This is a genomic window from Pseudomonas lundensis (genome assembly GCF_002269125.1).
In the GTDB taxonomy this organism is placed as follows: Bacteria; Pseudomonadota; Gammaproteobacteria; order Pseudomonadales; family Pseudomonadaceae; genus Aquipseudomonas; species Aquipseudomonas lundensis_A.
Genome location: NZ_NQKI01000031.1, coordinates 17180 through 38262 on the forward strand (window position 1 = coordinate 17180; position 21083 = coordinate 38262).

Consider the following 21083-nt stretch of genomic DNA (forward strand, 5'->3'; position numbering starts at 1 on the left):
GGCACGCACTGGTCGCGGCATTTTTCCACTGCCGTGGGACGCACTAATGAGCAATCAGATTCCAGTACACGATGTAACGCCACCTGCCAAGAAGGCACCTGAAAGCGTCAACCTCTATGCTGCCCGGGAAAAGATCTACACCCGCGCATTCACCGGTTTGTTCCGCAATTTGCGAATGGTCGGGGGGGCTGTGCTGTTTTTGCTGTACTTCGGCACTGTCTGGCTCAACTGGGGCGGCCATCAGGCTGTCTGGTGGAACCTTCCGGAACGTAAATTCTTCATTTTTGGCGCCACCTTCTGGCCACAGGATTTCATCCTGCTGTCGGGCCTGCTGATCGTCGCCGCCTTCGGCCTGTTCTTCATTACTGTGTACGCCGGGCGTGTGTGGTGTGGCTATACCTGCCCGCAGAGCGTGTGGACCTGGGTTTTCATGTGGTGCGAAAAAGTCACCGAAGGTGACCGCAACCAGCGCATCAAACTCGACAAAGCGCCGATGAGCGCCAACAAGTTCGTGCGCAAGCTCAGCAAGCACAGCCTGTGGCTGCTGATCGGCTTTGTCACCGGCATGACCTTTGTCGGCTACTTCTCCCCCATTCGCGAGCTGGTGATCGATTTCTTCACCGGCCAGGCCGATGGCTGGGCGTATTTCTGGGTCGGCTTCTTTACCCTCGCCACCTACGGCAATGCCGGGTGGCTGCGCGAACAAGTGTGCATTTACATGTGCCCGTATGCGCGGTTCCAGAGCGTGATGTTCGACAAGGACACACTGATCGTGTCCTACGACCCGCGTCGCGGTGAAGTCCGCGGCCCGCGCAAGAAAGATGCGGACTACAAGGCGCAAGGGCTGGGTGACTGTATCGACTGCACCATGTGCGTACAGGTGTGCCCGACGGGGATCGACATCCGTGACGGCCTGCAGATCGAGTGCATCGGCTGCGCGGCTTGTATCGACGCCTGTGACAGCATCATGGACAAGATGAACTACCCGCGCGGCCTCATCAGCTACACCACCGAACACAACTTGTCCGGGCAAAAAACCCACAAGCTGCGCCCTCGCCTGATCGGGTATGCGCTGGTGCTGCTGACGATGATGGGCTTGCTCGCCGCCGCCTTCTTTACCCGCAGCCTGGTCGGGTTTGATGTCAGCAAAGACCGCGTGCTGTACCGCGAAAACGCTGAGGGCCGGATTGAAAACGTGTACAGCCTGAAGATCATGAACAAGGACCAGCACGACCATACCTACGTGCTCGACGCCACGGGCCTGCCGGACCTGAAACTGCAAGGCAAACGCGAGATCAAGGTAGCCGCCGGCGATATCGTCAGCATGCCGGTCGAGCTGTCGATTGCCCCCGAAGCGCTGCCGTCCAGCACCAATGAGGTGTATTTCATTCTCAAGGACGCGGACAACAGCGACATCAACGTTAAAGCCAAGAGCCGCTTCATCGGCCCCCAAATCAGATAAGAGAGCCTTGCCATGCCAGCACCAAAACCCTACAGCCCGTGGTACAAGCATCTGTGGCCGTGGATCATCATTGCCATCCTGGCTTGCTCGGTGACGCTCACGCTGTCGATGGTCACCATTGCGGTGAACAACCCCGACCACCTGGTCAATGACAACTACTACGAGGCGGGCAAAGGCATCAACCGCTCGCTCGACCGCGAGCTGTTGGGCCAGAACCTCAACCTTAAGGCGACGTTGCACCTGGATGGCATGACCGGTGAAGTGGTGCTGCTGCTTGAGGGCAACAGCCACCCGAAAACCTTAGAACTGAGCCTGATTTCGCCAACCCAGCCTGAAAAAGACCGCAAGGTGTTGCTGACCCAGAGCGAGTCGGAACCGCGCCGTTACATCGGCCAGCTGGATGACAAGGTTGAAGGTCGGCGCTTCGTCGAGCTGCTGGGCGTCGAAGACGGCAAGACCTGGCGCCTGTTTGAGGAAGAAGAAGTCGGTCACGACAAAGACCTGTTGTTGGGTGACGAACCCCTGCAAGGCGCTGAAGACCACTCCAAACAGTAAACACATTGCCCGCAGGGCCGTCGTCACAGGGATACGCGAACCCTGCACCGTCGGCCCTGCGGGCAATGATGTATGTTCAGCGCACAGCCTCGCGACAGACCGCCATGACCACTCCCGTTCCCTGCTATCACTGCGCCCTGCCCGTTCCGCCTGGCAGTCGATTCACTGCAATCGTTCTCGGTGAGACCCGCGAGTTTTGCTGCCCCGGCTGCCAGGCCGTGGCAGAAGCCATCGTCGCTGGCGGCCTGGAAAGTTATTACCAGCACCGCAGCGAAGCCTCTGCCAACCCTGAAGCGCTACCCGTGCAACTGGTGGAAGAGCTGGCCCTGTATGACCGTCCCGACGTGCAACAGCCTTTTGTGCGACACGAAGGGGAACAGGCAGAAACCACTTTGTTGATTGAAGGCATCAGTTGCGCGGCTTGTGGCTGGTTGATTGAAAAACACCTGCGCCGCCTGCCGGCGGTCAGCGAAGCACGCCTGAACCTGTCCAATCACCGCCTGCATGTGCGCTGGGCCGACAGCCAACTGCCCCTCAGTGAAGTGCTGAGCGAACTGCGTCACATCGGCTATGCGGCCCACCCGTATCAGGCCGACCGCGCTACCGAGCAACTGGCCAGTGAAAACCGCCTGGCCTTGCGCCAATTGGGCGTCGCTGGATTGCTGTGGTTTCAGGCCATGATGGCTACCATGGCAACTTGGCCCGAATTCAACATCGACCTCAGCCCCGAGATGCACACTATCCTGCGCTGGGTCGCACTGTTTCTGACCACCCCCATTGTGTTTTACAGCTGCGCGCCGTTTTTCAAAGGCGCCATGCGTGACCTGCGTACTCGGCACCTGACCATGGATGTGTCGGTATCTCTGGCCATCGGCGGTGCCTACATCGCCGGTATCTGGACTGCCATTACCGGCATCGGCGAACTGTATTTCGATGCAGTGGGCATGTTTGCGCTGTTCCTGCTGGCCGGGCGCTACCTCGAACGTCGCGCCCGGGAGCGCACCGCCGCCGCGACCGCGCAACTGGTTAATCTGCTGCCCGCCTCGTGCCTGCGCCTGAGCAGTGACGGGCAAAGCGAGCGCATCCTGCTGACTGAACTCAAGGTCGGGGACAAGGTACTGGTGCACCCCGGTTCGATCTTGCCGGCCGATGGCAAGATCCTCGACGGGCAATCGAGTATCGACGAATCACTGCTGACCGGCGAATACCTGCCCCAGCCTCGCAGTCCCGGCGACGCGGTTACGGCGGGCACGCTGAACGTCGAAGGCGCCCTGACCCTCGAAGTACTGGCCTTGGGCCAGGACACGCGCCTGTCGGCCATCGTCCGCTTGCTCGACCGCGCGCAAAGCGAAAAACCGCGCCTGGCCGAAATTGCCGACAAGGCCGCGCAATGGTTTTTGCTGTTCTCGTTACTCGCAGCGGCTGCCATCGGGGTGTTGTGGTGGCAGCTAGACCCCTCCCGCGCATTCTGGATTGTGCTGGCCATGCTGGTAGCAACTTGCCCGTGTGCCCTCTCGCTGGCCACCCCCACCGCCCTCACAGCGGCCACCGGCACTTTGCACAAGTTGGGCCTGCTGCTGACCCGCGGGCACGTGATCGAAGGGTTGAACCAAATTGACACGGTGATCTTCGACAAAACCGGAACCTTGACCGAAGGCCGTCTGGCGCTGCGGGCCATTCGCCCCCTGCGTGACCTGGACAGCGACCAATGCCTTGCGCTGGCCGCTGCGCTGGAAAACCGCTCTGAACACCCGATTGCCCGCGCATTCGGCCGCGCGCCACACGCCGCAGAAGACGTGCACAGCACGCCCGGCCTGGGCCTTGAAGGGCGCGTAGGTGTGCAGCGTTTGCGCATTGGCCAACCGGGGTTTGTCTGTGAGCTGAGCCAAGCGACCCTGCCGGACATGCCGCAGGAGCCGGGTCAATGGCTGCTGCTGGGGGACGCTCAGGGCCCGCTGGCCTGGTTCGTCCTTGATGACCGCCTGCGCGCTGACGCCCCTGCTCTGCTGGCGGCCTGCAAGGCACGGGGCTGGCGAACGCTGCTGCTGTCTGGCGATACCTCACCGATGGTCGACAGTGTGGCGGCCGAGCTGGGGATTGATGAAGCGCGGGGCGGCCTGCGCCCCGACGACAAATTGCACGTGTTGCAGCAGTTGCATGCCCAGGGCCGCAAAGTGTTGATGCTCGGTGACGGGGTCAACGACGTGCCGGTGCTGGCTGCTGCCGACATCAGCGTGGCCATGGGATCAGCAACCGATTTGGCCAAAACCAGCGCGGATGCCGTGCTGCTGTCCAATCGGCTGGATGCATTGGTGCAAGCGTTCAGCCTTGCCCGTCGCACGCGTCGGGTTATCATCGAAAACCTGTTGTGGGCAGGCCTGTACAACGGCCTGATGCTACCTTTTGCGGCGCTGGGCTGGATCACCCCCGTGTGGGCCGCCGTGGGCATGTCCATCAGCTCACTGACCGTGGTCTTGAACGCCTTGCGCCTGACGCGCATGCCGAAGCAGGCCAGCCCGCAACCGACCCTCGACCCTCAGCCGATGCCTGTCTGAAACGGCCGTCCGGAGTTCATATGCCAGCACTTTACGTCATGATTCCCGCGGCCTTGCTGATTGTCGGGGTCGCCATTTACATCTTCTTTTGGGCGGTGGACAGCGGCCAGTACGACGATTTGGACAGCCCAGCCCACAGCATTCTGTTTGACGATCAGGACCCGCAACACACTGCCGCCGTCGACGAGGCCAAAGGCCTGCACCCGGACGCCTCCAAAGACGACGATCAAAAAGCGCCGCCCCATGCTTGAATTGGCGCCCCTGCTGGTTTCAGCCGTCATCCTCGGCCTGCTGGGCGGTGGCCATTGCCTGGGGATGTGCGGCGGATTAATGGGCGCGTTGACGCTGGCCATCCCAAAAGAACAACGCAGCCGACGCTTCAGGTTGCTGGTGGCCTACAACCTCGGTCGAATTCTCAGCTATGCCGCAGCCGGTTTATTGCTCGGGCTCGCGGGCTGGGCCGTGGCCAACAGCCCGGCGGCGCTGTTCATGCGCCTCCTGGCGGGGGTGCTGCTGATTTGCATGGGCTTGTACCTGGCGGGCTGGTGGAGCGGGCTGACCCGTATTGAAAGCCTGGGACGCGGCCTGTGGCGCCATATCCAGCCGATTGCGACGCGACTGTTGCCGGTATCGAGCATGCCGCGCGCTTTACTGCTGGGCGCACTGTGGGGCTGGCTGCCGTGCGGGTTGGTATACAGCACCCTGATCTGGTCAGCCAGCCAGGGCAGCGCGACCGACAGCGCGCTGTTGATGCTCGCATTTGGCCTTGGTACGTGGCCGGTGTTGCTGGCCACAGGGCTTGCGGCCGAGCGCGTAACGGCGCTGCTGCGCAAACGCAGCGTGCGCATGACGGGCGGCGTGCTGGTAATCCTGTTCGGCATCTGGACCCTGCCCGGCCCCCATCAACACTGGCTGATGGGGCACTGAACCGGGCCGACCGAGGCCGCTCGCGACCCGCAATGGAAGCGTGCGCCTCTTACCCCTTCGCTGCCGCGTGCCTGGACCGCGACGGAAAACCTTGCAACCACAGCGCTTGATGCAAATCAAGATGCAGCAGTGACTCACCCCCTAGACTCGCGATTATTGCCAGCCATCCCGGGGGATACCCGCATGCTCGACGCCATTCGTTGGGACTCAGATTTAATTCGCCGTTACGACATGGCCGGACCGCGCTATACCTCGTATCCAACCGCCATGCAGTTCAACAGCCAGGTCAGCGCGTTTGACCTGCTGCACGCCTTGCGTGAAAGCCGCAAGGCGTTGCGCCCTCTGTCGTTGTATGTGCACGTGCCGTTCTGCGCGAACATTTGCTACTACTGCGCCTGCAACAAAGTCGTGACCAAAGACCGGGGTCGCGCTCAGCCGTATCTGCAACGCCTGGAGCAGGAAATCCAACAGATCGCCTGCCACCTCGACCCCAAGCAAAAGGTTGAACAACTGCACTTTGGCGGCGGTACCCCGACGTTCCTCAGCCATGACGAACTGCGCCAGTTAATGGGTAAGTTGCGCCAGCATTTCAACCTGCTGGACGATGACTCCGGCGACTACGGCATTGAGATCGACCCGCGCGAGGCCGACTGGTCGACCATGGGGCTGTTGCGCGAACTCGGGTTTAACCGGGTCAGTATCGGCCTACAGGACCTCGACCCGCAGGTACAACGCGCGGTGAATCGCCTGCAAAGCCTGGAAGAGACCCGCGCTGTGATTGACGCGGCGCGTACCCTGCAGTTTCGTTCGATCAATATCGACTTGATCTACGGCCTGCCCAAACAGACACCCGAGGCGTTCGCACGCACGGTCGAAGAGGTCATTAACCTGCAGCCGGATCGCTTGTCCGTGTTCAACTACGCGCACTTGCCTGAACGTTTCATGCCACAGCGCCGCATCAATGCAAGCGATTTGCCTTCACCCGCTGACAAGTTGCTGATGCTGCAACACACCATTGAGCAGTTGACCCAAGCCGGTTATCGCTACATCGGTATGGATCATTTCGCCCTGCCGGATGACGAACTGGCCATTGCGCAGGAAGAAGCCACCCTGCAACGCAACTTTCAGGGCTACACCACCCACGGTCATTGCGACCTGATCGGGCTCGGTGTTTCGGCCATCAGCCAGATCGGCGACCTGTACTGCCAGAACAATAGCGATCTGGCGCAGTACCAGAACACGCTGGCCAGTGCGCAGCTCGCCACCAGCCGGGGGTTGATCTGCAATCAGGATGACCGGATTCGCCGCGAAGTGATTCAGCAAATTATCTGCAACCTGCACCTGCCGTTTGCGCGCATCGAACAGGCGTTCAACATCGACTTCAGGGGGTATTTCGCGGCCCAGTGGCCAGCACTGGAAGAGATGGCGCAAGACGGCCTCATCGCACTGGACAGTGACCAGTTGACTGTTCTGCCCGCGGGGCGGTTATTGGTGCGCTCGGTGTGCATGGTGTTTGATGCCTACCTCGAACAGCAAAACCGCCAGCGCTATTCGCGGGTTATTTAGCGGCTAATGAAGCGGTCTTGAGCGCGTCATCGCCGCTCAAATCTTTCATGGCCTTGGCCAGGCTGGCGTTGAGCGTGATCAGACTGGCCGTCAAGCTGGAAATCTCGCCCTGCAACGCAGACGCTTGAGCCTTGGCCTGTTCCGGGCTCAGGCTGCTGTTGGTCAACACTTGTTGCAGTTGCTGCTGCTTCTCGGCGATCTGTTTTTTGACCTCGCGAATCATTTTCAGCAGCTTCTGAATGTTATCGGGCAAGCCGCTGTCTTCGATGTCGTTGTTATTAGCCTTTTGTGCACCGGCTGCTTTGAGGGCAGCGCCGGAAATAGTGACCGACACGCCTTCGGCTGGCGCAGCGGCATCTACTTCAAGTGTCGCGTTTTTATCGGCCGTTTTCGGGTTCTGTGCATTCTGCGCAGGCACCGCGATATGCAACATGCCACTTTGACCCAGGGTTACTCCACCCATCGACGACATCTTCCCTGCTCCCTTTATCAACGATAACTTTTATATCGGCCAAATCCTGCCTTCCTTGAGACCTACGCCCACAAAGGGTGCACTGGTCTGGATTCCCGTGCTGAGTTACCCTTGTAACTTATGTGTGTTTTCCCACAAGGATTAAAGAAATGTCTGAGCCAGTAAAACTGCGCGCTCATAACCAGGCTCACTGCAAGGATTGCAGTTTGGCGCCTCTGTGCTTACCACTTTCATTGAATCTGGAAGACATGGACGCGCTGGATGAGATCGTCAAGCGAGGCCGCCCCCTAAAAAAAGGTGAGTTCCTGTTTCGCCAGGGCGATACGTTTGGCTCGGTGTACGCAGTACGTTCTGGCGCGCTCAAGACATTCAGCTTGAGCGACAGCGGCGAAGAGCAAATCACGGGCTTCCACTTGCCCAGTGAACTGGTCGGTCTGTCCGGCATGGACACCGAAGCCTATCCGGTGTCGGCACAGGCGCTGGAAACCACTTCGGTGTGCGAGATTCCGTTTGAGCGTCTCGATGAACTGGCGCTGCAACTGCCTCAACTGCGTCGTCAATTGATGCGCGTGATGAGCCGCGAAATCCGCGACGATCAACAAATGATGCTCTTGCTGTCGAAAAAGACCGCCGATGAACGTATTGCCACGTTCCTGGTTAACCTGTCTGCCCGCTTCCGGGCTCGCGGGTTCTCGCCCAACCAATTCCGCCTGAGCATGTCACGCAACGAAATCGGCAACTACCTGGGCCTGGCCGTTGAAACGGTCTCGCGGGTGTTCACGCGCTTGCAGACTGACAAATTGCTGAGCGCCGAGGGCAAGGAAGTGCACATCCTTGATCCAATCAAGCTGTGCGCGCTGGCAGGCGGATCCCTGGAAGGCTAAAGCCGCTATACTGGCGCGCTTAATGCACGCCAGGACACTCCCACACCATGGTCTTCAACGACTTCTGCTTAAAATCGCTGATCCGCCCGGTCATTGACTTCCCCAAGCCGGGCGTGATTTTTCGCGACATCACCCCGCTGTATCAATCCCCCCGCGCCATGCGCGTGATTGCCGATTCGTTTATCGAACGCTACGTAGAAGCCGACTTCACCCACATTGGCGCCATGGATGCACGCGGGTTTCTGATCGGATCGGTGCTGGCTCACCAGCTCAACAAGCCCCTGATCCTGTTTCGCAAGCAGGGCAAACTGCCGGCGGATGTGATCGCTGAAGGCTATCAGACCGAATATGGCGAAGCGTTTCTCGAGGCGCACGCAGACAGCTTGTGCGAAGGCGATTCGTTGCTGATCGTGGATGACCTGATTGCCACAGGCGGCACATTGATTGCTGCCGCCAATCTGGCACGGCGCATGGGAGCAACAGTCTTTGAAGCGGCGGCCATTATTGACCTGCCAGAGTTGGGCGGCTCAAAGCGTCTGAATGACATCGGCATTTCGACCTTCAGCCTGACTGAGTTTTCACTGACCGAATAAAGCGTCGCCCTTGTTGCCATGATCGGCAGCAAGGGCAATTGCCTCACAGCGCGATAGGTTTGCGCCCGGCGAACGAATGCGCCAGTGTGCCGCCATCTACCAATTCAAGCTCGCCACCCAACGGTACACCGTGGGCGATGCGCGAGGCGATCAACCCTTTGCTGTGCAACAACTGGGCGATGTAATGCGCAGTGGCCTCGCCTTCGACCGTCGGGTTGGTAGCCAGGATGACTTCCGTGAAGGTGCCTTGCGATTCAATCCGCGCCATCAGCTGCGGAATGCCAATCGCCTCTGGCCCCAAGCCATCAAGCGGCGACAAATGCCCCTTGAGCACGAAGTAACGACCGCGATAACCCGTTTGCTCCACGGCATAGACGTCCATCGGGCCTTCCACCACACACAGCAGGGTGTCATCGCGACGCAGGTCCGCGCATTGCGGGCACAGATCGTCTTCGGTCAGGGTGCGGCACAACCGGCAATGCCCCACGCCTTCCATCGCCTGACTCAACGCCAGCGCCAGACGCGAGCCACCACTGCGGTCACGCTCCAGCAACTGCAGAGCCATGCGCTGCGCGGTCTTTTGACCCACGCCCGGCAAAGTGCGCAAGGCATCAATCAGTTGGCGAATCAGGGGGCTAAAGCTCATAGGGAAAAGTCCGACAAAACAACGAGAGGCGGTTTATACCCGCCCGGTCAGGCAGCGTCAAATTCTCTCGCCACCCCCGCAGCCTGCGACAGCGACGACAAAAAGCGGACAAAAAAAAGCCGGGCGCGGAGCCCGGCTTTCCAAAAGCGCCTTAGAACGGCAGCTTCATGCCCGGTGGCAATTGCATGCCCGCGGTCACGCCGCTCATTTTGTCCTGGCTGTTGGCTTCGATCTTGCGAACTGCGTCGTTGACGGCCGCAGCGAACAAGTCTTCCAGCACTTCGCGGTCATCATCGCTCACGCCTTCCAACAAGCTTGGGTCAATGCTGACACGCTTGATGTCGTGACGCCCGGTCATGACCACGCTCACCATATCGCCACCCGCCTTGCCGGTGACTTCTGCGTTGGCCAGTTCTTCTTGCATCTTGGCCATCTTTTCCTGCATCTGCTGCGCCTGCTTCATCAGGCCGGCCATGCCACCTTTCATCATGGGAATCACCTCAAATAGTCTATGCACACGATGCCCATGGCCTTGGACCACGGGCTGAAATTTTTTATCCGCCGTTACACACCCTGGGGCTCGACCACGTCGACAGGTTCAATCGTATCGTCGCGCACGGATGCGTCGAACTGTTGAATCATTTGCTGGACCAACGGATCGCCATGGATCGACTCCTCCGCCAGACGCTGACGCTCGGCGCGCATGCGGGCGGCCGCTTGCGCCGGGGTTTCCTGCTCGGGCTTGATCAGCTCGATGGTGACTTTAAGCGTGCGTTGCAAGTACTGGTTCAGGGCATCGTTCAAGCGGCGCTGCTGGGTCGCGTTAAACAACGCACTGTGCGCCGGGTCCAGGTGCAGCAGCCACTCATCCCCTTCAGCCGAGATCAATGTGCAGTTGGCACCAATGCTCGCCGTCATCCCCGATACCGGTAAGTTGGGGAACATGTTCAGCCATTCAAGGGCCAGCCCTGTTGCCGGCATCGCGGCTGGCAACGGTTCAGGCTCCGGCGCGGGCTCATGCTCGGCAGCATGCTCACTGGCCAGTTCGTCCAGATAACTATAGGCCGCCGAGTCCATATCCGACTCGATGTAATCTTCATCCAGCGGTGGCTCGTCATCGCGGTCCATGCCTGAAAGGGCCGCATCGACTTGCTCGGCGGTCGGCTCCGGGATCGCTGCGGACGTCCATTGCGGCGCGTCGGGCACAACGCTGTCCGGGGTAGGCAACGGCATCGGTGGCAATGCTGGCGGCTCACTGACGGTGTCCAGCACCGGCTCGGGGGCAGGTTCCTGCTCGACCACCGGCACAGCAGGCTCATTCCACGGCAAATCGATTTCCGCAACCGCAGGCGCGGGGGCAGGCGTCGGTTGCGGAGCAACCTCCGGGACAGGCACCGCTAAGGGCTGCGGCGCCACCTCGGTGGTCGTCGCCACGGATTGAGCGGAATCAACTGTGGCCTGGCTGATCCCCACGGGCTTTAGCGGCTGACTCGGTGCGTCCCCGGTGTCGGCAGGACGGAAAGCCAGCATGCGCAGCAGCACCATCTCAAAGCCGCCACGCGGGTCTGGCGCGAGGGGCAAATCACGGCGGCCAATCAGGCCCATCTGGTAATAAAACTGCACATCTTCGGCGGGCATCGCGTGCGCCAGCGCCAACACCCGATCCCGGTCGCCGTGGCCATTGTCTACGCCCTCAGGCAATGCCTGGGCAATCGCCACGCGGTGGAACACGTTGAGGATTTCCGACAGCACGCCACTCCAGTCCGGCCCCTGCTCGGCCAAATGACGCACGGCCTCAAGCAAGGCTTTGGCATCGCCCTGAATCAAGGCGTGGAGCAGGTCAAATACCTGACCGTGGTCCAGCGTACCGAGCATGGCCCGCACATCCGCGGCCAGCACTTTACCTTCACCGAACGCAATCGCCTGATCGGTCAGGCTCATCGCATCGCGCATCGACCCATCGGCCGCACGGCCGAGCAGCCACAGCGCATCGTCTTCAAACGGAACGTTTTCGACACTCAGTACATGGCTCAAGTGTTCGACCACGCGCTCCGGGGTCATGTTCTTGAGCGAGAACTGCAGGCAGCGGGACAAGATGGTCGCCGGCAGCTTTTGTGGATCAGTCGTCGCCAGGATGAACTTGACGTAGGGCGGCGGCTCTTCAAGGGTTTTAAGCAGCGCATTGAACGAATGGCTGGAGAGCATGTGCACTTCGTCGATCAGGTAGACCTTGAAGCGCCCGCGGCTAGGCGCGTACTGCACGTTATCGAGCAGCTCGCGGGTGTCTTCGACTTTGGTGCGGCTGGCCGCATCGATTTCGATCAGGTCAACAAAACGGCCTTCGTCGATTTCGCGGCACACCGAACACTCGCCACATGGGGTCGAGGTGATACCTGTTTCACAGTTCAGGCATTTGGCGATGATCCGCGCAATGGTGGTCTTGCCGACGCCACGGGTACCGGTGAAAAGGTAGGCGTGGTGCAAGCGCTGACTGTCCAGGGCGTTGATCAGAGCCTTGAGCACATGGGTCTGGCCGACCATTTCGCGGAACGAGCGCGGACGCCATTTACGTGCAAGAACCTGATAACTCATTGATAACCGTCGCGTCTAAAAAGCGGAAGGCGCTAATGCTAGCGGAGCAAGGCCAAAATTGCATCCGATGTGGCCGTCTAATCTGGCTATGCTGCTGCCTGACGGGCTATTTCTATCATTTTGGCCCCTGCCGGAGACCGTATGCGCTGGACCCACTGGATACTGCTACTGGCCGCATTACCCTGCCAGGCCCAACCGCCGCCCTTGCGCTTCGCCATCGTGGACAGTTGGGCAATGCCCATGGTGCGGCACGAGAATGGCCAGCCCACCGAAGGGATTCTCTTTGATGTGATGCAAAGCCTGGCACAGCACGTCGGACACCCGGCGCACTTTCAAGTACTGCCCCGTGCGCGGGTTCAGAGCGCCATGGACCATGGCGAAGTGGATGTGCGTTGCTTTGTCAGCCGTTCATGGGTCGGCCCGAACGCCGACCAATATTTGTGGAGCGAGCCCCTGATCCAGCAACGCGATGTCCTGGTGGGCACGCGTCAGCGCCCTGCCCCCGTCGATCTGCAGTCTCTGGAACGGCAATCGGTCGGCACTGTACTCAGCTACACCTACCCCTCACTGCAACCCTTGTTTGATGCGGGCAAATTGCAGCGCGATGACGCGCGCAGCCAGGATCAAGTGTTGCAAATGCTGATCATCGGACGCTTCAACTATGCGGTAAGCAATCAATGGGCTGTGGACTGGATTAACAAAGACCTCCAGCCGGCTGACCAACTGCACGCTGTGGCGCTGGTCCAGGAGCAACGGCTCGGCTGCATGGTGCGGGACGATCCGCAGCTACCCACAGGAAAAATCCTCAACACCCTGTCTGCCATGCGCCAATCCGGGGAGATTGAGCGCATCATTTCTCGCTACACCGCGCCCACCCCGCTGTGACGGCTCAGGCGCAGGCTGGCTGCAACCACGCCCTTGGCGGCTCGAAACCGGCCACCCAGCTCGCCACCTCGCGAATCGGCATGGGCCGGGCAATGAAATAGCCCTGCGCCACTTCGCAGCCTAGCTCCATCAGCAAGCAACCCTGCGCTTCGCTCTCCAGCCCTTCGGCGATCACGTTGCGCCCGAACGCCCGCGCCAGCCCCACGACCGCCGTGGTCAGGGCCAAGTCATCCTGATCGTGGAGAATGTCACGCACGAATGATTTGTCGATCTTGATGGTCTCGGTCGGCAAGCGCTTGAGATAGCTCAGCGAGGAATAGCCTGTTCCGAAATCGTCCAGCGAAAAACGCACACCTAGTGCCTGACACGCTTTGAGGCATTGACTGACATGTTGCATGTTTTCAATGGCCGCCGACTCGATGATTTCGAGATCAAGCTTTTCGGGTGGCACGTCCGCATACCGTCCCAGCAACACCTTGAGGCGCGCCACGAAGTCCGACCGCTGAAAGTGCCGGGCCGCAATGTTGACACTGATCGACCAGTGCGCCCCAGCCCGCTGCCATTCGTGCATTTGCCGGATCGCCTGATCGATTACCCATTCCCCGATATCAATAATCAAGTCGGTCTGCTCGACCACCGGCAAAAAATCGCAGGGCTCCATCAGCCCTTTCTTCGGGTGATGCCAGCGCAACAAACCTTCAAAACCCAATACCTCGCCAGTACGCATGTTGACCTTGGGCTGGTAGTGCAAACACAGCTCACCCGCCGCCAACGCCTGGCGGACCCGCTCGACCTGTTCGTGGGTGGCCTTGATCTCGCGCCCCTTGAGCACATCGAACACGTAATAGCGGTTGCGCCCGCTTTGCTTGGCCACGTACATGGCTTGATCGGCATGGCGCAATAATGTGTCGGCGTCTTCGTTGTCCAGCGGATACAGCGTGACACCAATACTGGCACACACACTGAGGCTGTTTTCACCCACCGTGTAGGGCCTGGAAATGGCTGTCAACACGCGCTGCATGGCCCCGTGCAGCTCGTCCGCATCCCGCACATGGCGCAGGATCAAAACAAACTCGTCCCCCGCCAGACGCGCGACGACATCATCGCCGCGCATGATACTTTTCAAGCGTTTGGCCACCTCGATCAGCAGCAGGTCGCCACTGGCATGCCCGTAACCATCATTGACTGCCTTGAAGCCGTCCAGGTCGAGCATGCACACCGCCAACGGAATACCCTCGGCGCGCGAAGATGCAAGGGCCTGATTCAACAAGTCGGACAAGTAGGCGCGGTTCGGCAAACCGGTCAATACATCGTGACCCACTCGCCACTGCAGGGTGTGTAGCAACTGACGTTTTTCGCTGACATCAAAACGGATCGACAGGTATTTGCGCACTTGCCCCGTGGACTCATCCACCAGCGGCACCATGGTGCTGTCCACCCAGTAGACCGTGCCATCTTTGCCCCGGTTACAGATCTCGCCTTTCCAGACCTTCCCCCGGGCAATGGTGCGCCACATGCCCACAAAGAACTCGGGCGGGTGAAAGCCCGAGTTCAGTATGCGGTGATTGGCCCCCAACAACTCTTCACGCGGGTAGCCCGACACGTCGCAGAATTGCTCGTTGACGTAGGTGATGCGCCCACTTAAATCGGTTTCAGAAAAGATCGCCGCAGCATCTACAGCTTTGCGGTACATATCGTCCATGATTCACTTCACGCCTTGCAATTACCGATTAAAACGATCCACCAAGGCCCGTAGCCCTGTAGAAATTCGCTTGAGTTCGCCACCACGTACGACTGCCGCATTGGCGTTTTGCGCGGTATTTTGCACGGTTTGAGCAACATTGTTGATTTGGCGTGAAACATCTTCGGCAACCGAGGACTGTTCTTGCGACGCAGCGGCCATCTGCTGGCTCATGTCAGTGATGCGTTCAACGGCCTGACGGATACCCTGCAGCGCTTCCTGCGCTTGCAGCACCTGACGGACACCCTGCTCGGCCTCCTTGATACCCAGACTGGCAATGTTGACGGCATCCTCGGCGCCCACTTGCAGGTTTTCGATGATGCCCTGGATCTGCTGGGTCGACTCCCGGGTCTTGCCCGCAAGAGCTCGAACTTCATCCGCCACCACGGCAAAACCGCGTCCTTGCTCACCTGCGCGCGCGGCCTCGATGGCAGCATTGAGCGCCAGCAGGTTGGTTTGATCGGCAATCGCCCGGATCATGCTGGCCGCCACCATGATTTCCTGGGTTTGCCCGGCAAGATTGCCCACCGCGCCGTTGATCTGGTTCACCGTGTTAGCCAGCAACTGAATGGCGTCACGGGTGGTGCCAGCCACCAAACTGCCCTCTTCGGCCAATTGGTTTGCGGTCTTCGCCTCAGCGGCCGTGTGTTGAACATGCATGGCCACTTCAGAAATCGATGCGGCCATTTCGGTCATGGCGGCAGCGGTCATGTCCGTTTCAGCACGCTGTTGCAACAAAGCGCTTTCGGTGTCGCTGGACAATTGGCTGGAGTCCGCCGCCGCTTCGGCCATTTGATTGGCCAGATCCAGCAGGCGGGTCAGTGCGGTTTTCAAGCGCGCCTCTTCGCTGATCAAAATCATGTGCACCCGAGCAACGGCACCATCGGCGTCGCTGTACACCCTGGCGCTGATCGGGTCCGAAAACGAATCTGCAGAAGCGTTGAGGATGTGCTGGAATTGCTGACCTACGCGGCTATGCCCCCAGATGCCCACACCGATAAACAACGCCGCCGTGAGGCTTTGCGCAGCCAGCGTCGGTAGCACATAAGCACTGGCAATCGACACGATGGCAGCGGTGACCGGCAATAACAGGACGCCCGTTGTTTGCGCGACACGGTGCAACGCCGGCACGGCAGGCTTGCCTTCACGCAGACGTGCATACAGTGCTTCAGCGCGGGAGACCTGTTCCCGGGTGGGCTTGACGCGGACCGACTCGTACCCGACCACACGTCCGCCTTCCAGAATCGGCGTTACATACGCGCTAACCCAGTAGTAGTTGCCGTTCTTGCAGCGGTTTTTGACGACGCCCATCCAGCTTTTCCCGGCCTTGAGATAGCGCCACATCAGTTCGAAAACCGATGCCGGCATATCCGGGTGTCGCACCAGGTTATGCGTACTGCCGATCAACTCATCCTGAGCAAAACCGCTCATGGCCGCGAATTCGGCATTGCAATACGTGATATGACTGTGGACATCCGTGGCCGATATCAGCCGTTGATGGTCTGGAAACGTTTGCTCGACACCGGTCACGAGAAGATTAATGCGCACAGTAAAACTCCACCTGTGGACAGCACGCACACGCGTGCCATTGAAAACAGAAAAAACCCCAAGGCTCACCGCAAATACGCTTAAACCTGAATTAAGCAGACGTGCAACAGCACCCAATCTCCAACAACAGAGATGGGCTTAAAGAAGTTCACAAAGTGCGGCGATTCTACAAACTAATCACAACATTGCAAGTAAGACGACAACACAACAATCTTCTACACCGCAAAAAACACAACGTATCACATTGTTTTCTCAGGTATTTTTAACAGCTTAAAAGAAGCGCGCATGGCGCCGGGTCTTGCTCTGAGCCTTGCACGAATACCTCTCATCAACATTCAACTTTTCACTGCGTAACTGGCACACCCAAGCCTATACAACTTCATCAAACCAAAACGATAAAGGGGTCCCATTTTTAAGAATCATCCTAAATACCTTTACGCATTAACGACTATTAATTGGAAAACATTAGCCGACTAAACAACTCCATCTACATATAACCTACGGTTTAAGTCGGACAATAAGCAGGCGCTTTAACCCTCCTGCGTGAGCGCACATAAACGGCTTGAGTGTGTTCAATACAGGGCTTATTAGGAATCTAGACGAAGCAAAAACCAGTGACAGACAAATTCGAAATATGAAATCAGAGCAAGTGCACTAATTACTTAACCATCAGCACATATCCCGCTTACACCAACGCAGCATTCGCCCTCGCAAAGCGCAGAGGTCTGTACGACAGGCTTACGAGCGACGCTCAGGCAAGGCATATAAAGACGAGGAAAGGTCTTGGCAACACACGTGACGGGTGTCAGTGAGCATTCGCAGTGCTGTACTCAACGCTGCATAACCGAGCTCAGATACATTTTTTACAGAGCATCACGCACGAAAAAACACACAGCAAGGCAAGAGGCTGCGCTATGGGCATGGAAAGAAAGCGGGGGATTTGAAATGGAGGCAACCCCACCAGCCACACCCCGGCACACAGTGTTCCCGCTGTGGCTGCTTCCTTCCGGATCTGACCAGGTTCACGGGTAACCGTTGCGGAGGGACCGATAGGGTCACCATAACAACATTCGCCTAGCAGCGAACGGCGCCATTGTACCTGTCTGAGGAAAAGTTACAACCGCCTATTCAAGAATAAAAAAATGAACAGGCTCAGGCACTTGGATTGCGCAAGCGCTGCCAGACAGCCCGAGCCTGCGAACAGGGAGCGTGCCTGAAGCCGCGCGCTGCGCAAGGCACAACCTTGCGCAGCGTCCGGGCGACCGCCGGGGTTTCAGATCGGCGTCTTCACACGCTGATGCCCTGCCGGGCCAGAAACGCAACAAATGCCTCCTCGTCCAGCACCTTGAGCCCCAATTCGTTGGCCTTGACCAACTTGGATCCCGCACCCGGCCCCGCGACCACGCAGTGGGTCTTGCCGGACACCGAACCCGACACCTTGGCACCAAGGCTTTCCAGCTTGTCCTTGGCCACATCGCGACTCATCAGCTCCAGCGAACCGGTCAAGACCCAGGTCTGCCCTGCCAGGGGCAAGCCTTCCACGGTTTTTTTCTCGCTCTGCCAGTGCATGCCGAAATCGCGCAGTTGCGCCTCAATCGCCAGCGCCTGGCGGGCATTCTCAGGCTGGTCAAAAAACGCGCGCACCGCCTTGGCCTGCTTCTCCGGCAGCGCCTGACGCATGTCCAGCCAGTCAGCGTCGATCACGCCTTGCAGCGAACCAAACTTGTCCGCCAGCTTTTGCGCGCCGCCCGGCCCTACAAACGGGATATGCAGCTTGTCGATCAAGCCACCCAACGTCGCACTCGCGGCAAACTCAGCCCCCAGATCGCCCTGATCCTGCAACTCAAGCCCTCGCTCCAGCAACTGGCGGATCACCTGCCGGTTGTGTTCATCGCTGAAGAAGCTGTGAATCTCGTGGGCGACCTCCAGCCCCACATCCGGCAAGTACGTGAGTACCTGCGGCAACGCCTGCTGGACGCGCTCCAGCGAAGCCAGCGAGCGCGCCAGCACTTTGGCCGTTTCCTCGCCCACGTCCGGAATGCCCAGCGCATAGATAAAGCGGGCCAGTGTCGGACGTTTACTGTCAGCGATGGCGGCCAACAGATTTTTGGTCGACAACTCGGCAAAGCCGTCCAGCTCGACAATCTGATCGAAATTCAAAATGTACAGATCAGCCGGTGAACGCACCAAGCCTTCGTCCACCAACTGCTCAACGCTTTTTTCACCCAACCCTTCAATATCCATCGCCCGGCGCGAAACGAAGTGAATGATCGCCTGCTTAAGCTGCGCCCCGCAGGCCAGACGGCCCACGCAACGGTAGACCGCGCCCTCACTGACTGTTTCGCGGCCTTTGCTGCGTTTGATCAGCTGTGTGCGCTCGACATGCGAACCGCACACCGGGCAGTTTTCAGGAATGTGCACCGGCCGTGCAGAGTCCGGCCGGCGGTCCAGCACCACCTGCACCACCTGCGGGATCACATCGCCTGCACGGCGAATGATGACTGTATCGCCGATCATCAACCCCAGACGCGCCACTTCATCCATGTTGTGCAACGTTGCATTGGACACTGTCACGCCAGCCACCTTCACCGGCTTCAAACGTGCCACCGGGGTGACGGCGCCGGTTCGGCCTACCTGAAACTCCACATCCAGCAGCTCGGTCAGTTCCTCCATCGCCGGAAACTTATGGGCGATGGCCCAACGCGGTTCGCGGGCACGGAAACCAAGCTCACGCTGCGAGGCCAGGTTGTTGACCTTGAACACCACGCCATCGATTTCATAGGGCAACGACGCGCGACGCTCACCGATGTCGCGGTAATACTCCAGACACTCGGCAATGCCCTTGGCCAGCTTCAGCTCATGACTGATAGGCATGCCCCACTTTTGCAGTTGCTTAAGATTGCCGATGTGCGTGTCAGCAAACTCTTCAGACACCTGCCCCAAACCGTAACAGCAGAATTCCAACGGACGGCTGGCAGTGATTTTCGAGTCCAGCTGCCGCAGGCTGCCCGCCGCCGCATTGCGCGGGTTAGCGAACGTTTTGCCGCCCGCCGCCATCTGGGCTTCGTTCAGGCGCTCAAACCCGGCCTTGGACATGAAGACTTCGCCGCGCACCTCTAACACTGCAGGCCAGCCACTGCCCTGCAGCTTGAGCGGAATGTTGCGCACGGTACGCACGTTGATACTGATGTCTTCACCCGTGGTCCCATCCCCCCGCGTGGCACCGCGCACCAGATGCCCGTCCTGATACAACAGACTTACCGCCAGACCGTCCAGCTTGGGCTCGCAGCTGTATTCGACCTCGGCACCGGCGCCGAACAAGTCACCGGCTGGCAAGTCCAGCCCTTCATTGACCCGGCGGTCGAACTCGCGCATGTCCGCTTCATCGAAGGCGTTGCCCAGGCTCAGCATCGGCACTTCATGCCGGACCTGAGTGAAAGCTGACAACGCAGCGCTGCCCACCCGTTGCGTCGGGGAGTCAGGCGTGACCCACTCGGGATGCTGGGCCTCCAGCGCTTTGAGCTCATTGAACAGACGATCGTATTCGGCGTCCGGGATGCTCGGCTCGTCGAGCACGTGGTAGCGATAGTTGTGCTGATCCAGTTCAGCGCGCAGCGCTAGGATTCGGTCATGGGCGGCGGTCATGGGGGTGTTCTCACAATGCAAAAGAGCAGCCGAGGCTGCTCTTGAGTTAATTCATTCGCGTTTGCGTGGGAGCAAACAGGCTGACTCCCACTGCGCTTAGCGTTTTTGTGTCAATGCGCGACGTTCAAATTCAACGATGCGCTGGCGGTAATGCTCAATGGTTTGCGCCGTCAACACACTGCGCTGGTCATCCTTGAGCTCGCCGTTCAGTTCCTGCGACAGCTTGCGTGCCGCTGCCACCATCACATCAAACGCCTGCTTGGGATGGCGCGGCCCCGGCAGCCCCAGGAAAAAACTCACCGCAGGCGTACTGAAGAGATCGATATCGTCCAGATCGAATACACCCGGCTTAACAGCGTTGGCCATCGAGAACAGCACTTCACCATTACCGGCCATGCTTTCGTGGCGGTGGAAGATGTCCATCTCGCCAAAGCGCAGACCGCTTTCCAGAATATTCTGCAACAGGGCCGGCCCCTTGAAGCCAGCCGGGTCACGACTGATGACGCTAATGACCAGTACTTCCTCTGCGGCTTGCGGCGGCTCTTTCTCTTCTGCAACTGCCGACACCGACGGGCTTGCCGTGGTACGACCGCGAGAAGGCTTGGATTCTGCCGGGAAGTCATCACGGGCGGCGCTGAGGCTCGGGCCGTCGTCTTCCAGGTCCAGATTGAGGTTCAAGTCGCCCTGGCTTGGCTCGCTACCGCGTTTGCCGCGCTTGGCACCTTTCTCACGCGGCGGCATGCTCACTGATGGCAGGTCATGCTCATCGAGCTGCGGCTCCTTGTGATGCGGGGTGTCCAGCACTCGCGGAGGCCCCAGCAGCTCGGCGCTGGTCTCCTCCTCGTCGGGCAAGTTGGAAAAGCTGCGATCAAGACGAAACTTGAGCTTGCCTTTGCCACCGCGCATCCGGCGCCAGCCATCGAAAAGAATACCGGCGATGACCACTATGCCGATGACGATCAGCCACTCGCGCAGACCGATTTCCATGTAATCCCGTGCCCCTAAAAAATGA

Annotated in this window: 16 protein-coding genes, 1 other RNA gene and 2 pseudogenes; 9 read left to right on the plus strand and 10 right to left on the minus strand. The window is 59.3% G+C overall.

The window, feature by feature from the left end:
* Positions 1-46 precede the first annotated feature (46 nt).
* The 6 genes from ccoG (at position 47) to hemN (ending at position 7065) form a co-directional block, all read left to right on the plus strand.
* Positions 47-1462 (plus strand): cytochrome c oxidase accessory protein CcoG, encoded by a 1416-nt coding sequence (gene ccoG / locus CJF39_RS17350; protein ID WP_094994541.1) that lies wholly within the window; start codon positions 47-49, stop codon positions 1460-1462.
* A 12-nt stretch (positions 1463-1474) separates the two neighbouring features.
* Positions 1475-2017, plus strand: coding sequence for a FixH family protein (locus CJF39_RS17355; protein ID WP_094994542.1), 543 nt, complete (start codon positions 1475-1477; stop codon positions 2015-2017).
* A 104-nt stretch (positions 2018-2121) separates the two neighbouring features.
* A complete protein-coding gene (locus tag CJF39_RS17360) occupies positions 2122-4572 on the plus strand; it encodes a heavy metal translocating P-type ATPase (protein WP_094994568.1) in 2451 nt (816 codons plus the stop codon).
* A 20-nt stretch (positions 4573-4592) separates the two neighbouring features.
* On the plus strand, positions 4593-4823 hold the full coding sequence (ccoS, locus tag CJF39_RS17365; RefSeq protein WP_094994543.1) for a cbb3-type cytochrome oxidase assembly protein CcoS: 231 nt from the start codon (positions 4593-4595) through the stop codon (positions 4821-4823).
* A complete protein-coding gene (locus tag CJF39_RS17370) occupies positions 4816-5499 on the plus strand; it encodes a sulfite exporter TauE/SafE family protein (protein ID WP_094994544.1) in 684 nt (227 codons plus the stop codon). The genes ccoS and CJF39_RS17370 overlap by 8 nt, the downstream gene beginning before the upstream one ends.
* A gap of 183 nt (positions 5500-5682) precedes the next feature.
* Positions 5683-7065 (plus strand): oxygen-independent coproporphyrinogen III oxidase, encoded by a 1383-nt coding sequence (gene hemN, locus CJF39_RS17375; RefSeq protein WP_094994545.1) that lies wholly within the window; start codon positions 5683-5685, stop codon positions 7063-7065.
* Here the strand turns inward: hemN and CJF39_RS17380 are convergent.
* Positions 7058-7528: a hypothetical protein gene (locus CJF39_RS17380; protein WP_262373512.1), complete on the minus strand. Its 471-nt coding sequence runs from the start codon at positions 7526-7528 to the stop codon at positions 7058-7060. The two genes, hemN and CJF39_RS17380, sit on opposite strands and share 8 nt — an antisense overlap.
* 158 nt (positions 7529-7686) lie before the next feature.
* Between CJF39_RS17380 and fnr the strand changes: the two genes are divergently transcribed.
* Together fnr and CJF39_RS17390 are read left to right on the plus strand one after the other, a co-directional pair.
* A complete protein-coding gene (gene fnr / locus CJF39_RS17385; protein WP_094994546.1) occupies positions 7687-8421 on the plus strand; it encodes a fumarate/nitrate reduction transcriptional regulator Fnr in 735 nt (244 codons plus the stop codon).
* Between the two features lie 47 nt (positions 8422-8468).
* Positions 8469-9014: an adenine phosphoribosyltransferase gene (locus CJF39_RS17390; RefSeq protein ID WP_094994547.1), complete on the plus strand. Its 546-nt coding sequence runs from the start codon at positions 8469-8471 to the stop codon at positions 9012-9014.
* Positions 9015-9057: 43 nt separating this feature from the next.
* Here CJF39_RS17390 and recR read toward each other — a convergent pair whose 3' ends face one another.
* The 3 genes from recR to dnaX form a co-directional block, all read right to left on the minus strand.
* Complete coding sequence (gene recR / locus CJF39_RS17395; protein ID WP_047275252.1) at positions 9058-9660, minus strand: recombination mediator RecR; 603 nt, start codon at positions 9658-9660, stop codon at positions 9058-9060.
* A 151-nt stretch (positions 9661-9811) separates the two neighbouring features.
* Positions 9812-10150 (minus strand): YbaB/EbfC family nucleoid-associated protein, encoded by a 339-nt coding sequence (locus CJF39_RS17400; protein WP_017527493.1) that lies wholly within the window; start codon positions 10148-10150, stop codon positions 9812-9814.
* Between the two features lie 74 nt (positions 10151-10224).
* Entirely contained in the window at positions 10225-12252 is a 2028-nt protein-coding gene (dnaX, locus tag CJF39_RS17405) for a DNA polymerase III subunit gamma/tau (RefSeq protein ID WP_094994548.1), read from the minus strand.
* A gap of 141 nt (positions 12253-12393) precedes the next feature.
* On the opposite strand from dnaX, the gene CJF39_RS17410 reads away from it, so the two are divergent.
* On the plus strand, positions 12394-13137 hold the full coding sequence (locus CJF39_RS17410) for a substrate-binding periplasmic protein (RefSeq protein ID WP_094994549.1): 744 nt from the start codon (positions 12394-12396) through the stop codon (positions 13135-13137).
* A 4-nt stretch (positions 13138-13141) separates the two neighbouring features.
* Here the strand turns inward: CJF39_RS17410 and CJF39_RS17415 are convergent, their stop codons facing one another.
* From CJF39_RS17415 to zipA, 6 genes and pseudogenes are all read right to left on the minus strand, one after another.
* Positions 13142-14839: a putative bifunctional diguanylate cyclase/phosphodiesterase gene (locus CJF39_RS17415; protein ID WP_094994550.1), complete on the minus strand. Its 1698-nt coding sequence runs from the start codon at positions 14837-14839 to the stop codon at positions 13142-13144.
* Positions 14840-14860: 21 nt separating this feature from the next.
* A pseudogene (locus CJF39_RS23735) lies at positions 14861-15802 on the minus strand (methyl-accepting chemotaxis protein); the annotation flags it as partial.
* Between the two features lie 342 nt (positions 15803-16144).
* Positions 16145-16495 (minus strand): annotated as a pseudogene (locus tag CJF39_RS23740) (PAS domain-containing protein); the annotation flags it as partial.
* Positions 16496-17381: 886 nt separating this feature from the next.
* Positions 17382-17478, minus strand: an RNA gene (ffs, locus tag CJF39_RS17425) — signal recognition particle sRNA small type.
* A gap of 235 nt (positions 17479-17713) precedes the next feature.
* Entirely contained in the window at positions 17714-20071 is a 2358-nt protein-coding gene (gene ligA, locus CJF39_RS17430; protein ID WP_094994552.1) for an NAD-dependent DNA ligase LigA, read from the minus strand.
* Positions 20072-20167: 96 nt separating this feature from the next.
* Positions 20168-21058, minus strand: coding sequence for a cell division protein ZipA (gene zipA / locus CJF39_RS17435; RefSeq protein WP_094994553.1), 891 nt, complete (start codon positions 21056-21058; stop codon positions 20168-20170).
* Positions 21059-21083 lie beyond the last annotated feature (25 nt).